Below are 13,833 nucleotides of genomic sequence, written 5' to 3' on the forward strand. Positions count from 1 at the left end.
GCGGATCGCCATGCCGAACGGAGCGCAGCACCTCATCAACGCACTGGTGGACGGCGGCGTCGACGTGTGCTTCGCCAATCCCGGGACCTCCGAGATGCACTTCGTCGCCGCGCTCGACGACGTGCCGCGGATGCGGGCCGTGCTGTGCCTCTTCGAGGGGGTCGCCACCGGGGCCGCCGACGGGTACGGGCGGATGACCGGGTGGCCCGCGTGTGCGCTGCTGCACCTCGGGCCCGGGCTCTCGGGCGGGCTCGCCAATCTGCACAACGCGCGGCGGGCCGGTACGCCCGTGGTGGTCGTCGTCGGGGACCACGCGCTGTCGCACAAGCGGCTCGACGCCCCGCTGGAGTCCGACATCACGGCGCTGGCCCGCACGGTCTCGGGGTGGACGCGGCGGACGTACCAGGCGGGCGATCTGGCCGGGGACGTCGCGCAGGCCGTGGGCGCCGCGGCCGGGCCGCCGGGGGCCATCGCGACGCTCGTGGTGCCTGCCGACGTCTCCTGGTCGGACGCGGGCAAGTCCGGGACGCCCGTGCGGGTTCCGGCCGCGGGGCGGGGCGGTCTCGTCTCCGCCGACGCCGTCGCCGAGGCGGCCGACGCGCTGCGCGGCGGGGAGTCCGCGGCGCTGCTGCTCGGCGGTGCGGCCACGCGGGGTCCCGCGCTGCGGGCCGCCGGGCGGATCGCGGCGGCCACGGGGGCGCGGCTGCTGTGCGAGACCTTTCCCGCGCGTCTGGAGCGGGGCGCGGGGGTGCCCGCCGTGGAGCGGCTCGGGTACCGGGCCGCGGACGCGGTGGGGCAGCTCGGCGGGGTCCGGCACCTGGTCCTCGCCGGGGCCGCGGCGCCGGTGGCCTTCTTCGCGTATCCGGGGCAGAGCGGGGAGCTCGTGCCGGAGGGGTGTGCGGTGCACGCGCTGGCCGCGGGGGCGGAGGACGTCGCGGGTGCGCTCGGCGCGCTCGCCGAGGCCGTGGACGTGACAGGGGACGCAACCTCCGTGCCTGCGAAGGGGGTTCGGCCGGAGCTGCCGTCCGGTGAGCTCACCGGGGAGTCCGCCGCCGCGGCCATCGGGGCGCTGCTGCCCGAGGGCGCCGTCGTCGTGGACGAGGCCAACACCTCAGGGCTGTGGCTGCCCGGCGCCACGGCGGGGGCGCCGCCGCACGACTGGCTGACGCTGACCGGTGGGTCGATGGGGCAGGGGCTGCCCTGTGCGACGGGGGCGGCGGTGGCCTGTCCGGAGCGGCCGGTGGTGGCGCTGGTCGCGGACGGGGCCGCGATGTACACGGTGCAGGCGCTGTGGACGCAGGCGCGGGAGGGGCTGAACGTGACGACGGTGGTCTTCGACAACCGGTCGTACGCGGTCCTGAACCTGGAGTTGCAGATGGTGGGCGCGGGCGTCGGCGGGGCCCGGGCGCGGGAGCTGCTCGACCTGTCCCGGCCCGAGCTGGACTTCGTCGCCCTCGCGCGCGGGATGGGCGTGCCCGCCGAACGGGCCACGACGGCCGAGGAGTTCGCCCGGCTCCTGGAGCGGGGGCTCGCGGAGCCGGGGCCGTTCCTCGTGGACTGTGTGGTGCCCGCGCTCGCGTGAGGCGGGCCCGCTACGCGTTGCCGGAGTGCCACCGTGACGCGTGTCCGCGGTGTGCTTCCGTCAGGCCCGCCGTGAAGAAGCGGCCGTAGTACTCCTCCTCCACGTGGTGGGCCTGGAGCCAGACGCCGGGGACGTGGATCGCGTCCGTGTGGGCGGGGAAGCGGCCGTGGGTGGCGTGGATGTAGGCGCAGACGTCGCGCGCGCACTCCACCACCCGCTCGTCGTACTCGCTGGCCTCGGCGAGGTAGCGCTGGCCGTAGTCCTCCCTGTAGATGCGGGCGAAGACGTCCTTGTCGCCGTAGGTGCCGCCGGGGCCGAACTTGGCGCGGACGACGGCGTCCACGGCGTCCGCCATGGTCTTGTACGCGGGCGGGCAGGCCGCCGTGATGAGCGGCTCGCCGTCGCGGGAGGTGAGGCCCACCGGGTGGGAGCGCAGCGTCGCGTACTTGGGCAGCGGGACGTGCCAGCGCCACAGGTCGGCCAGGCGCCAGCGCGGGGTGACGAAGGTGAAGCCGAGCATGCGCCCGTAGGCGCGCGAGAACTTCGGGTCGCCCAGGGCGACTTGGGGGTTGAGGCTCGCGTGGATCCAGGCGCCGAGGCCCATGGCGTCCGCCACCAGCATGAGGTTCTGCAGGAGGAGGTCCGCCTCGATCTGGGTGCGCATGGGGCCGAGGGCGCCGAGCGGGAGCTTCAGGGCGGGGTTGAGGAAGCCGTTGCGGAGCCACTTCTTCACGCCCGCCGGGCGGTAGAGGTTGCGGTCGTCCACGAAGGCGGGGCGGGCGCCGTCGGGCTGTGTGAGGAGGTACATCAGGGCGTTGATGTACTGGTGGGAGAGGTCGACCACCGGGAAGAAGACGGTGGTTCCGGGGAGGTTGGACAGGAAGCGGTTCGAGTCCAGGTAGGCCGGGAAGTCGCGCATGCCCTCCGCGACGTCGAGGCGGTGGTCCAGGACGCGGACCTTGGACTCGGCCGCGCGGGCCACGAGGGTGGCCGGCGTGAAGGGTTCGCCGGGAGCGGGCGGGAGCTTGCGCAGGTAGTACGTGCCCGTGTCGTTGATCATGAAGAAGTGGGTGCCCTGCGCGTTGTCGGGGCTGCCCGCCGTGCGCCCGTACATCGTCAGGTTGGGCTTGGCCATGATGGGCTTGCCGTCGCGCGGGTCCTCGAAGGGGCGGTCGGGCATGGTCAGGCCGGTGCAGCCGGTGAGGGCGATCAGGACGGCCTCTTCGAGATCGCTCAGCGGCTTCGGCTCGTGCGGCGAGCGGTAACTCATCGAGCCCGCGGGGACGTTGGCGCCGCGGCTCACCCGGTGGGTGCGGCGGCGCCAGACCGCCGGAACCAGGGGGCGGGTCAGGAGGTCGTCGAGACCCGCCCCCTCGTGGGGTGCGAAGAGGCCGTCAGCCGGTGCCACGGTCCGCTCCGGTGTCCTTCGTCGGCGGTACCTGGCGCCAGGGAGCGAACGCGGTCGCACCGCGCGGCAGCAGCCCCGCGAGGTCCGGGCAGTGGCGCGCGATCACCGAGTTCATGCCGCCCTTCTCGACCCAGTCCATGCCGAGCGGGGTGTAGATCTCCGGGCGGTAGTCGACGGTCAGGAAGCGGTCGCTCTGCAGGCGCCGGGTCGCCATGAGGATGAAGATGCGGAACGCGGTGTCGCTGAAGCCGAAGCCGGTGGGCGGGTTCTCCGCGAACAGGCCCACCACCGTGTCGATCTCGTCGACCGAGCGGTAGACGTCCTTCAGACGGGCGAGGGTCTCCGGTTCCCGGGTGAGGTCCTCGAAGCTGCGCAGGCGCTGCTTGTGCAGGCCGGCCCGGAAGTCGTTGTAGCGGGGCACGCCGCGGCGCCGGGTGCGTACCAGGTCCACGACCGAGAGGTCGATGATCTCGCCGTCGCGCTCGAACTGCTGCAGTGCGCGCGGGAAGTTGTGCAGCGTGATCGCGCCGGGGTGGGCGATGCCGAAGGAGTAGAGCGTGTCGGCGAGGCCCGTCTTGCGGATCGCGGCCTCGGCCGCGGCGCCCTGGATGTCCATGAACCCGAGGGTCTCCAGGCGCTGCCCGAAGTGGTGCTCGCGCATCTCGAAGTCGTCGGGGATCAGCGGGTGCATGCGGTAGACGGTGACGAAGTCCTCGGTGAGCGAGTACGGCGTTCCGTGGTGCTCGGGCAGCGTCTTCGGGATGCCGGTGAGGGAGTGCGCCTCCAGGAGCCAGAGGCCGAGCTTGGACAGCCATTTGTCGGGCGGGCCCTGCCAGTTGGTGTGCATGCCGACGTCGAGGGCCTCGGTGGCGAGGATCGCGGGGGTCCACTCCACCGTGTGGATCTTGGCGATGAGGGCGGAGACCACGAGGCGCGCCGTGTGGTAGATCCGCTCCTGGCTCATCGTCGGGTACTCGTGGTGCAGCGCGTCGCAGACCGCGTTGTGCTCGCGGGCGAAGAGGGTGTGCATGGCGCCGAGCCCGAGCCACCAGCTCTCGTTGAAGCCGGTGAGCGGGATACCGCCGGGGCCGCCGGGCAAGTACCCCTCGTCCAGGCGGAGTTTGGCGCCGCCGTCCGGCTCCCGCAGGAAGCGCGCGGTGTGCTCGTCGGCCCCGTACACCTCGGAGCCGTCCCACCAGTGCGAGGCGGAGTTGCCGAAGAGGATCGGCGGCCGCCCGGCCGGGAGCGGGATGCCCTCGTTCTCGGCGAACCGCATCACGGTCTCCTCGGGGCCGCCCGGGGTGTTGTGCCAGGTGGAGCCGGACGGCATGGGGACCTCGACGGCGCGCTCACCGGTCTTGAAGCGGCGGTGGTTGACCCAGTCGTGGACCTGGAACTGGATCCAGGCGGCGGCCAGGATGTTGAGGCTGGTGGCGGGCACGAAGGTGTCGCGGTACAGCAGCCTGCGGCTGACGGTGACCGGGTTCGGGGTGTCGAAGAGCTCGGGCCGGTAGTCGGGCTTCAGGTTGCGCCCGAAGGCCGCGCCGACGGAGCCCATGCGCGGCTCGGACAGGTCGTTGTACGTGCCGTCGTACGACCGTGCCGTGCGCAGTTCCTCGGCGACGGGGGCCGGGACGGGGCCCGCCTTCGGGGGCGCCTCGTGCAGGTCGGTGTCGATGAGGTTGAGGCGGCGCAGCGCCTTGCGCAGGAAGACCAGGTTCAACAGGGCGGCGTCCAGGGGCAGTTTGTGCCACGGGACGACGCGGTTGAGGGCGTCGAAGGCGGCGCCCACCGGGGGGCCGAGGATCCGGTTGCGCAGCGGTTCGGGGGTGAGGAAGCGCAGGCCCTTGCGGTGCGCGGCGCTCGCCTCGTACGCGATCTTCCGGGCCCGGTTGAGGTTGCCGAGGGGGCGGAAGTCGTCGGTGGTGTACCAGGGGTTGAAGCTCAGCTCCTCCACCCGCTGGGCGGCCGCGCGGGCCTCGGCGGTGGTCAGGTCCTGGCTCGGGATGGTGAGCCGGGCGACGGGCACCGGCGGGGTGACGGCCTCCTTCCACTCGACGGCGCCGTTCTCGACGGGGGTGCGCCGGTCGTCGACGTAGCGCTGCAGGCACAGCTCGAAGCCGACGTCGGTGGTGGCGAGGCGGCGGGCCAGGTCGCGGCGGAGGAAGTCCGGGTCGTGCCGGTCGGCGTCGCCCGCCTTGGCCGCGGCGGCCCCGGCGGCCGGGCGCAGCAGGAAGCGCACGGGCCCGGCCTCGCCCCACAGCACCGCGCCCCGGCTGTAGTACGTCTCCCCCGCGAGGCTGCTCACGGTGTGCCGGGCGGCGGCCTGCACGTTGCGGCGCATCCGGGTCGCGGCGGTGAGGCCGACGGCGAGCGGCAGCTTCACGAAGAGCCCGAACGCCTTCTGTACGGGGGTGCGGGCGCCCGCCATGGCCTTGGCGAAGGCCACGAACTCGCGGGCGTCGCGGGCGTGCGAGACCGGGTGGTTGGTGGCGAGCAGGTCGTGGCTCTCCTCGGCCGAGACGGCGACGCGGACGGCGGCGCCGCGCAGGTCGGGGGTGCCGTCGGGCTGCGCGATGCCGCTCGCGTTGGAGAGCCGCACGGTGGCCTGGTACTCGGCGCCGGGCTGGGCGTAGCCGGTGCGCAGGGCGTCGGGCAGCTCGTCGTGGAAGCGCAGGCGCGCGTTCTCCACGCCGAGGGCGGACTTGGCGTGGAAGGTGCGGGCCAGGTGCGTCTTGCCGCTGCGGTTCTTCGCCTGGACCTTCATCAGCTCCCGCGCCAGGCGCAGGAAGATCTTCCGCTCCGTTTCCGGGCTGCCGCCCACGTAGCGCTCGTGGGTCTGTTCGTTCTGCGCGGTCTGCGGGGTCTGCTCGGTGTCGGCCATCGGGCGCTTCCTTCGTACGGATGCGTACGGGACGGGGCAGCGACGCTACTGGCGCCCGCGGGGCCCCCGCAGCGACGGTTCCCGCCTATGTGTCCACCGGCGCCCCGGACCTCGACTCACCTGCGTACGGCGGCATTTGGGCCCGTCGGCGGGGCCTCGGGCACGGGCGGGCCCGGGGCGGTGATCCGGTGTTCGACCCGTACGGCCCTCGGCTGCTCAGCAGCCCCAGGAGCGCCCGTCGCCGGTTGGCCGGGTTGCATCGGCCAACTCACCACGCGTAGCTGCTGGTTGACGGAGCGACATCCCGGACCGCGGCCTTGCTCGAGTCAGTCGATGAAGGTGCCGTCCACGTACACCCAGGCGCCGTCGACCCGCTCGAAGGTGCTCCGCTCGTGCAGCGCGTCCGGGCGGCCGCCGTCGGTGTAGCGGGCCCGGAAGGTCACGGTGCCCGTGGCGTGGAAGGCGGTGCCTTCGGTGGTGTCCAGGATCTCCAGGCCGACCCAGCACATCGCCGGGTCGAAGTCGATGCGGGGCGGGCGGGTCCCGGGGTGCCAGGTGCGCAGCAGATACGCCTCGTCGCGCCGCGCGAAGGCGCTGTAGCGGGAGCGCATGAGCTGCTCGGGGGTGGCGGCCGCGGTCTCGCCCCGGTGCAGGGGGCCGCAGCACTTCTCGTACGGGGCGGGGGCGCCGCACGGGCAGGTGGCGGGGCGGGCGGTGCGGGGGCTGCTGGTGCTGCGTCGGGCCATGCGGACATTGTCCCCGAAGCGCCTTCGGCCGATGGCCACGGCCACGGCCACGTCCACGTCCACGTCCACGGCTACGGCGCGAGCACGTCCAGCTCCTGGAGCGCGCCCACCGCGATCTCCCGCGTCAGCGCCTCCGCCCGCGCGGCGTCCCGCTCGCGCACCGCCTCGGCGACCCGGACGTGCAGGGTCACGGCCGGCGGGTCCGGGTCCTCGAACATCACCTGGTGCTCGGTGCGGCCGGTGAGGACCTCGGCGACGACGTCCCCGAGGCGCGCGAACATCTCGTTGCCGGAGGCGTTGAGGATGACCCGGTGGAAGGCGACGTCGTGCTTCAGGTAGCCCTCCAGCTGGTGGCCGCGGGAGTGGGCGACCATGCCGAGGGCGCACTCGGTGAGCTCGGCGCACTGCTCGGCGGTGGCGTTGACGGCGGCGAGTCCGGCGGCGACCGGTTCGATGGCCGAGCGCAGGACGGTCAGCGAGCGCAGCTGGCGCGGCCGGTCGACGCCCGCGAGACGCCACCGGATGACCTGCGGGTCGTACACGTTCCACTGCGCGAGCGGCCGTACGGTGACGCCGACCCGGCGCCGCGACTCGACCAGGCGCATGGACTCCAGGACCCGTACCGCCTCGCGCATGACCGAGCGCGAGACCTCGAAGCGCTGGGCCAGCTCGTCGGTGCGCAGCACGCTGCCGGGCGGATACTCGCCCGCGGTGATGGCGGGCCCGAGCGATTCCAGTACGCGGGCGTGGAGGCCACGGGCCTGAGCGGTCATGGAGTCAGCCTACGAGGAGAGGCCCCTCAGCAATAAGTCAGACTTTTACGTCACAGAGGCTTGAATTCGTCTGACCTAATGGGTTTCCCTGAGGCGAACAGCGATGTCGATGAAGACAGCGAGGCAGCAGCGATGAGCACCCCCCACGTCGTCGTGGTGATGGGCGTGGCAGGAACCGGCAAGACCACGATCGGCCCCCTGCTCGCGGCCCGGCTCGGCGTTCCGTACGCCGAGGGCGACGACTTCCACCCCCCGGCGAACATCGCCAAGATGTCGGCCGGGACACCGCTGACCGACGAGGACCGCCGGCCCTGGCTCGACGCCATCGGCGCCTGGGCGCACGGCCGTGCCGCCGCCGGGCTCGGCGGGGTCGTGAGCAGCTCGGCGCTGAAGCGCGGCTACCGCGACCGGCTGCGGGCGGCCGCGCCCGGCAGCCTCGTCTTCGTCCACCTCACCGGTGACCGGAAGCTCATCGAGGACCGGATGGCGCACCGACAGGGGCACTTCATGCCTGCGGCGCTCCTCGATTCGCAGTTCGCGACGCTCGAGCCGCTCGGTGCGGACGAGGCGGGTGTCGACGTCGATGTGGCGGGCGGCCCCGACGAGATCGCGGACCGGGCCGTCGCGGCTCTCGCTCGGCTCGGCTGAGCCCCCTCCCCTCCACGCAGTAACCCACCCCCTCGTACAAGGAAAAGACCGTGACCCATCTCAGCGTCGAGATGCTGGCAGCGGACGCCGTCGAGCCGATCACCTCCGCGGGCCATGCCCAGCTCGGAATCGCCGTCCTCGCGGGCATCGCCGTCATCGTCCTGCTCATCACGAAGTTCAAGGTCCACGCCTTTCTGGCGCTGACCATCGGCTCCCTCGCGCTCGGCGCGTTCGCGGGCGCCCCGCTCGACAAGGCCATCGCCAGCTTCACGACCGGGCTCGGTTCGACCGTCGCCGGCGTGGGCGTGCTCATCGCGCTCGGCGCGATCCTCGGCAAGCTGCTCGCGGACTCGGGCGGCGCGGACCAGATCGTCGACACGATCCTGGCGCGGGCCGGCGGGCGGGCCATGCCGTGGGCGATGGTCCTGATCGCCAGCGTCATCGGGCTTCCGCTCTTCTTCGAGGTCGGCATCGTGCTGCTGATCCCGGTCGTCCTGATGGTCGCCCGGCGCGGCAACTACTCGCTGATGCGGATCGGCATCCCGGCGCTCGCCGGTCTGTCCGTGATGCACGGCCTCATCCCGCCGCACCCCGGGCCGCTCGTCGCGATCGACGCGGTCCACGCCAACCTGGGGATCACGCTGGCGCTCGGTGTGCTGGTCGCCGTCCCCACGGTGGTCATCGCCGGGCCGGTCTTCTCGAAGTTCGCCGCGCGGTGGGTGGACGTGCCCGCTCCTGACCGGATGATTCCAGCGCGGGCCTCGGAGGAGCTGGAGAAGCGGCCGAGCTTCGGAGCCTCGGTGGCGACCATTCTGCTGCCGGTCGTCATGATGCTCTCCAAGGCGCTGGTCGACATCGTCGTCGACGATCCCGAGGACACCGTGCAGCGGGTCTTCGACGTCGTCGGGTCGCCGCTGATCGCGCTGCTCGCGGCGGTCGTGGTGGGCATGTTCACGCTGGGGCGGGCCGCCGGGTTCACGAAGGGGCGGCTGCAGTCGACCGTCGAGAAGTCGCTCGCGCCGATCGCGGGCGTGCTGCTGATCGTCGGTGCCGGCGGCGGGTTCAAGCAGACGCTGATCGACTCCGGTGTGGGGCAGATGGTCCTGGACATCTCCAAGGACTGGTCGATCCCCACGCTGCTGCTCGCGTGGCTGATCGCTGTCGTGATCCGGCTCGCCACGGGGTCGGCGACGGTCGCCACCGTGTCGGCGGCGGGGCTCGTCGCGCCGCTGGCCGCCGGGATGACCGACACGCACCTCGCCCTGCTGGTACTGGCTATCGGGGCCGGGTCGCTGTTCTTCAGCCACGTCAACGACGCGGGGTTCTGGCTCGTGAAGGAGTACTTCGGGCTGAGCGTCGGGCAGACCGTGAAGACGTGGTCCGTGATGGAGACGATCATCTCGGTGGTGGCGGGCGGGCTGGTGCTGTTGCTGTCGTTGGTCATCTAGCGGCGGGTGGGGGCGGGGTTTCCTTTCCCCGGTCCCGCCCCTTCCCGAGTACCGCGACTCCGTCGCCCTGGGGCACCCTTCCTGGGGCTTCGCCCCTGGGCCCCCGGTCGGCCTGAACGGCCTCGTCCTCAAACGCCGGACGGGCTGAAGGGCCCCCGGAGCGTGCTGATCGCACCCACAACTCGTGTTCCCGCGCAGCCCATTCGCGGTCGACCCTCCCCGTCCGCATCCCCCTCCTCGCCTCCGGGTCCCGCACCGCCATCCCCACATGGCCCGCGATCACCACCCCCAGGGTCAGGGCCAGCCAGTCGTGGACGAAGGTGCTGCTCGTGCGCCACACCAGCGGGGCGAGGTGGGTGAACCACATCAGCAGGCCCGTGCCGAGCATCACCAGGACCGCGCCCGCCAGCCACGCCGCGTACAGCTTCTGGCCCGCGTTGAACTTGCCCGCCCGGCCCCGGCCCCTGCGGCGCAGCCACTGCCAGTCGTGGGGGCCGTAGCGGTTGAGGAGGCGGAGGTCGCCGCGGAAGGCGCGGGAGGCCAGGCCCAGGAGGAAGGGGGCGGGCAGGAGGAGGCCCGACCACTCGTGGACGGTCACCACCAGGGCTCTGCGGCCCACCAGTTGGGCGAGCTGGGGCAGGTAGAGGCAGGCCGCGCTCGCCACGCAGACCGCCATGAGCGCGGCCGTCGCGCGGTGCACCCAGCGCTCGGCGCGGGTGAACCTCCGCACCCGGTGCGGCAGTTGTGTGCTCACGTCACTGCGTAGGGGCATCGTCGCGTCCGTTCGACCGGCCCACCCAGGCGTCCACGTCGTAGCCGCGGCGCTCCCAGTAGCCCTCTTCCACCTCGTCGGTGAGCGTGATGCCGGAGAGCCACTTCGCGGATTTGTAGAAGTACATGGGGGCGACGTAGAGGCGGACCGGGCCGCCGTGCGAGTGGGGCAGGTCCTTGTCCTGCATCCGCAGGGCCACCAACACGTCGGCGCGGCGGGCCTGCGGGAGCGTGAGGCTCTCGCTGTACGTGCCGTCGAAGCAGGTGAAGCGGACGGCCCGGGCGTCGGGACGCACGCCCGCCGTGTCCAGGAGGCGGGAGAGGCGCACGCCCTCGAAGGGGGTGTGCGGGACCCGCCAGCCCGTCACGCACTGGACGTCCCGTACCAGGCGGGTCCGGGGCAGGGAGCGGAGGTCGGCGAGGGTGTAGGCGGTGGGGTGCTCCACCAGGCCGTCGATCTTCAATCTGTACGACGTCTCGCTCTTGCGCGGGACCGACGCCGCCACCGAGTAGTAGCGGAAGCCGCCGCCGTTGGGCAGCAGGTCGGTGAGGCCCGTGGGGTCCTTGTCGGAGGCGGCGCCGAGGAAGGACTCCAGGCCGCGCTGGAGCGGGGGCGCGGCCGCGACGCCCAGGGCGCCGAGGCCGAGCATGCCGAGGACGAGGCGGCGGCCGGCGGGGGCGCCGCCGCCGTCCGGTTGTTCCGTGGTCACGCTCCGATTGGAGCACCCCGCCGCCCGCACGGCCAGGGACGGCGCCCTCGCGTCAGCGTTCCGTCACAACTGCCGCCTCAGCCCACCGCCTTGGCCGCCGCCCTGCCCGCCGTACGGCCGGAGAACAGGCAGCCGCCGAGGAACGTGCCCTCCAGGGAGCGGTAGCCGTGCACTCCGCCGCCGCCGAACCCGGCCGCCTCCCCTGCCGCGTACACGCCCTCCAGCAGGTCGCCGCCCTCGGTCAACACCCGTGAGGACAGGTCGGTCTCGAGGCCGCCGAGGGTCTTGCGGGTGAGGATGTTCAGGCGTACGGCGATGAGCGGGCCCGCCTTCGGGTCCAGGATGCGGTGCGGGGCCGCGGCCCTGATGAGGCGATCGCCGAGGAACTTGCGGGCGCCTCGGATGGCCGTGACCTGGAGGTCCTTGGTGAAGGGGTGGGCGATCTCGCGGTCGCGCGCGGCGAGCGTGCGGCGCAGTCCGGCCTCCTCGATGAGCGGCTCCTTGGTGAGCGCGTTCATGCCGCGCACCAGGGAGGCCAGGTCCTTCTCCACGACGAAGTCGACGCCGTTGTCCATGAACGCCTTGACGGGGCCCGGGACGTCGGCGCGCGCCCGGTCGATGACGCCGCGCACCGACTTGCCGGTCAGATCGGGGTTCTGCTCGCTGCCGCTGAGCGTGAACTCCTTGCCGATGATGCGCTGGTTGAGCACGAACCACGTGTACTCGTACCCGGTGCGCATGATGTGTTCGAGGGTGCCGAGCGTGTCGAAGCCGGGGAAGAGCGGCACCGGGAGGCGGTTGCCGCGCGCGTCCAGCCAGAGCGAGGAGGGGCCGGGCAGGATGCGGATGCCGTGGTTGTCCCAGATGGGGTTCCAGTTCTGGATGCCCTCGGTGTAGTGCCACATGCGGTCGCGGTTGATGAGGTGCGCCCCGGCGCCCTCGGCGATGCCGAGCATCTTGCCGTCGACGTGCGCGGGCACCCCGGAGACCATCCGCTCCGGCGGGGTGCCGAGCCGCTCCGGCCAGTTGGCGCGGACGAGGTCGTGGTTGCCGCCGATGCCGCCGGACGTGACGATCACGGCCTGGGCCGTGAACGCGAAGGAGCCCGTCACCTCACGGCTGCTGGCCTTGCCCCGCTCCACGTCCGAGGGCTCCAGGACGTCGCCGCTCACGGTGTCGACGGCGCCCGCGCTGCGCCCGAGGCCGGTGACGCGGTGCCGGAACCTGAGCTGGACGAGGCCGCGCGCCACCCCTTCCCGCACCCGCCGCACAAAGGGTTCGAGCAGGCCGGGTCCGGTCCCCCAGGTGATGTGGAAGCGCGGCACCGAGTTGCCGTGGCCCTGCGCGTCGTAGCCCCCGCGCTCCGCCCAGCCGACGACCGGGAAGAAGCGCACGCCCTGGCCGTGCAGCCAGGACCGCTTCTCGCCCGCCGCGAAGTCCACGTACGCCTCCGCCCACTTGCGCGGCCAGTGGTCCTCGGGCCGGTCGAAGGCGGCCGTGCCCAGCCAGTCCTGGAGGGCCAGGGCGTGGCTGTCCTTGATGCGCAGGCGGCGCTGCTCGGGCGAGTCGACGAAGAAGAGACCGCCGAACGACCAGTGCGCCTGGCCGCCGATGCACTGTTCCGGTTCCTGGTCCAGGAGGATCACGCGCCGGCCCGCGTCGACCAGCTCCGCGGTCGCCGCGAGCCCGGCGAGCCCCGCCCCGATCACGATCACATCTGCGTCGTACGCCATGGGGTCCGCGCCTCCGGTTGCTGGTCAGACGGAATGGTTACTGGTGGGTCAGATCCTGGGTACCGGAGGGGCGGACGTCAACCGGCTCGTTCGGGGCACTCGCGCGGCGAGGTGGCCCTCAGGGCGCTATCGTCGGCCGGGTACCCACCCAAGTACCCCTCTGCTGGCCCGCCTTGAGTCTTGAGGTACCCGACGTGTCGGTTCTGGTTCTCACCCTCGCCGTCGGCGCGGCCTGCTGTCTGGGCGTCGGATTCGTGCTCCAGCAGAACGCCGCCGAGCGGGCCCCGCTGGGCGACTTCCTCTCGCCGCGGCTGCTGCTCGACCTGGTGCGGGTGCCGCGCTGGCTCGGCGGGATCGGGCTGATGGTGGCCGGGATGGTGCTCGGCGCGATCGCGCTCGGGCAGGGCGAGGTGTCGCTGGTCGAGCCGCTGCTCGCGACGAACCTGCTGTTCGCGCTCGTCCTGTCGCGGCGCCAGACGAAGCAGCCGCTGGGCCGGCAGGGCTGGGCGGGGCTCGCGCTGCTCGCGGGCGGGGTCACGGCGTTCATCGTCGCGGGTGAGCCGAAGGGCGGCACGGCGGTCTCCGATCCGGTACGGCACTGGGTGATCGTCGGGGTGATGGCCGGCGGTGCGCTGCTGCTCACGGCGTACGCGAAGAAGTCCCGGCTGAGCGCGGCGCCGGTGCTGCTCGCGGTGGCGGCGGGGCTGCTGTACGGGCTGCAGGACGCGCTCACCCGGGTCAGCGGGCAGCGGCTTTCGGACGGCGGCTGGGTCACGCTCCTCACGGGGTGGCAGCCGTACGGGGTGCTCGCCCTCGGTGTGACCGGGCTCGTGCTGGTGCAGAGCGCTTTCGAGACGGGGCCGCTGCGGATGTCGCTGCCCGCGCTCACCGCGGCGCAGCCGTTGGCGGGAATCGCTTGTGGGGTGGGGTTCCTCGGGGACCGGCTGCGGACCGACGCGGGGGCGTTGGCGTGGGAGGTCGTGGGGTTGGCGGGGGTGGTGGTGGGGGTGGTGCTGCTGGGGCTGCATCCCGCCATGCCGGATGCCTCCCGGCAAGGGGGGCGGGAACCGGTTGGGGTGGGGCGCCCTTAGCGCTGTTGGTGCCCCGGTGGGTGGGGCGCCCTCGTCCTG

General features: G+C 72.8%; 10 protein-coding genes and 1 pseudogene. 4 read left to right on the forward strand and 7 right to left on the reverse strand.

Annotation, left to right across the window (positions count from 1 at the left end; genetic code table 11):
* The first annotated feature begins 10 nt into the window (after positions 1–10).
* The gene (locus ACQB60_RS17695) at positions 11–1,582 is read left to right on the forward strand and encodes an acetolactate synthase large subunit (RefSeq protein ID WP_496926936.1); all 1,572 of its coding nucleotides are present in this window, start codon (positions 11–13) and stop codon (positions 1,580–1,582) included.
* A gap of 10 nt (positions 1,583–1,592) precedes the next feature.
* On the opposite strand, the gene ACQB60_RS17700 is transcribed toward ACQB60_RS17695, so the two are convergent.
* From ACQB60_RS17700 to ACQB60_RS17715, 4 genes are all read right to left on the reverse strand, one after another.
* On the reverse strand, positions 1,593–2,990 hold the full coding sequence (locus tag ACQB60_RS17700; RefSeq protein WP_496926937.1) for a hypothetical protein: 1,398 nt from the start codon (positions 2,988–2,990) through the stop codon (positions 1,593–1,595).
* Entirely contained in the window at positions 2,977–5,874 is a 2,898-nt protein-coding gene (locus ACQB60_RS17705; RefSeq protein WP_496926938.1) for a peroxidase family protein, read from the reverse strand. Before ACQB60_RS17705 ends, ACQB60_RS17700 begins: the two co-directional genes overlap by 14 nt.
* A 326-nt stretch (positions 5,875–6,200) precedes the next feature.
* Positions 6,201–6,620 (reverse strand): YchJ family protein, encoded by a 420-nt coding sequence (locus tag ACQB60_RS17710; RefSeq protein ID WP_496926939.1) that lies wholly within the window; start codon positions 6,618–6,620, stop codon positions 6,201–6,203.
* A gap of 71 nt (positions 6,621–6,691) precedes the next feature.
* Complete coding sequence (locus tag ACQB60_RS17715; protein ID WP_496926940.1) at positions 6,692–7,393, reverse strand: FadR/GntR family transcriptional regulator; 702 nt, start codon at positions 7,391–7,393, stop codon at positions 6,692–6,694.
* A 132-nt stretch (positions 7,394–7,525) separates the two neighbouring features.
* Here ACQB60_RS17715 and ACQB60_RS17720 point away from each other — a divergent pair, with 132 nt between their 5' ends.
* Together ACQB60_RS17720 and ACQB60_RS17725 are read left to right on the forward strand one after the other, a co-directional pair.
* Positions 7,526–8,041, forward strand: coding sequence for a gluconokinase (locus ACQB60_RS17720; RefSeq protein WP_496926941.1), 516 nt, complete (start codon positions 7,526–7,528; stop codon positions 8,039–8,041).
* A gap of 50 nt (positions 8,042–8,091) precedes the next feature.
* Entirely contained in the window at positions 8,092–9,489 is a 1,398-nt protein-coding gene (locus tag ACQB60_RS17725) for a GntT/GntP/DsdX family permease (RefSeq protein ID WP_496926942.1), read from the forward strand.
* A 175-nt stretch (positions 9,490–9,664) separates the two neighbouring features.
* Here the strand turns inward: ACQB60_RS17725 and ACQB60_RS17730 are convergent.
* The 3 genes and pseudogenes from ACQB60_RS17730 to ACQB60_RS17740 form a co-directional block, all read right to left on the reverse strand.
* Positions 9,665–10,261 (reverse strand): annotated as a pseudogene (locus tag ACQB60_RS17730) (cytochrome b/b6 domain-containing protein); the annotation flags it as partial.
* Entirely contained in the window at positions 10,245–10,910 is a 666-nt protein-coding gene (locus ACQB60_RS17735) for a molybdopterin-dependent oxidoreductase (RefSeq protein ID WP_496927105.1), read from the reverse strand. The gene ACQB60_RS17735 and the pseudogene ACQB60_RS17730, both read right to left, overlap by 17 nt.
* 137 nt (positions 10,911–11,047) lie before the next feature.
* The gene (locus ACQB60_RS17740) at positions 11,048–12,703 is read right to left on the reverse strand and encodes an FAD-binding dehydrogenase (protein ID WP_496926943.1); all 1,656 of its coding nucleotides are present in this window, start codon (positions 12,701–12,703) and stop codon (positions 11,048–11,050) included.
* A 194-nt stretch (positions 12,704–12,897) separates the two neighbouring features.
* On the opposite strand from ACQB60_RS17740, the gene ACQB60_RS17745 reads away from it, so the two are divergent.
* Positions 12,898–13,794 (forward strand): DMT family transporter, encoded by an 897-nt coding sequence (locus ACQB60_RS17745; RefSeq protein WP_496926944.1) that lies wholly within the window; start codon positions 12,898–12,900, stop codon positions 13,792–13,794.
* Positions 13,795–13,833 lie beyond the last annotated feature (39 nt).

The organism is Streptomyces odontotermitis, assembly GCF_050510915.1.
Classification (GTDB): domain Bacteria; phylum Actinomycetota; class Actinomycetes; order Streptomycetales; family Streptomycetaceae; genus Streptomyces.

Bases quoted from the DNA above. Each gene is read 5' to 3' on its own strand.
- ACQB60_RS17735 (WP_496927105.1), bottom strand. From the start codon at position 10,910: ATGCTCGGCCTCGGCGCCCTGGGCGTCGCGGCCGCGCCCCCGCTCCAG.
- ACQB60_RS17705 (WP_496926938.1), bottom strand. From the start codon at position 5,874: ATGGCCGACACCGAGCAGACCCCGCAGACCGCGCAGAACGAACAGACC.
- ACQB60_RS17720 (WP_496926941.1), top strand. From the start codon at position 7,526: ATGAGCACCCCCCACGTCGTCGTGGTGATGGGCGTGGCAGGAACCGGC.
- ACQB60_RS17740 (WP_496926943.1), bottom strand. From the start codon at position 12,703: ATGGCGTACGACGCAGATGTGATCGTGATCGGGGCGGGGCTCGCCGGG.
- ACQB60_RS17715 (WP_496926940.1), bottom strand. From the start codon at position 7,393: ATGACCGCTCAGGCCCGTGGCCTCCACGCCCGCGTACTGGAATCGCTC.
- ACQB60_RS17710 (WP_496926939.1), bottom strand. From the start codon at position 6,620: ATGGCCCGACGCAGCACCAGCAGCCCCCGCACCGCCCGCCCCGCCACC.
- ACQB60_RS17695 (WP_496926936.1), top strand. From the start codon at position 11: ATGCCGAACGGAGCGCAGCACCTCATCAACGCACTGGTGGACGGCGGC.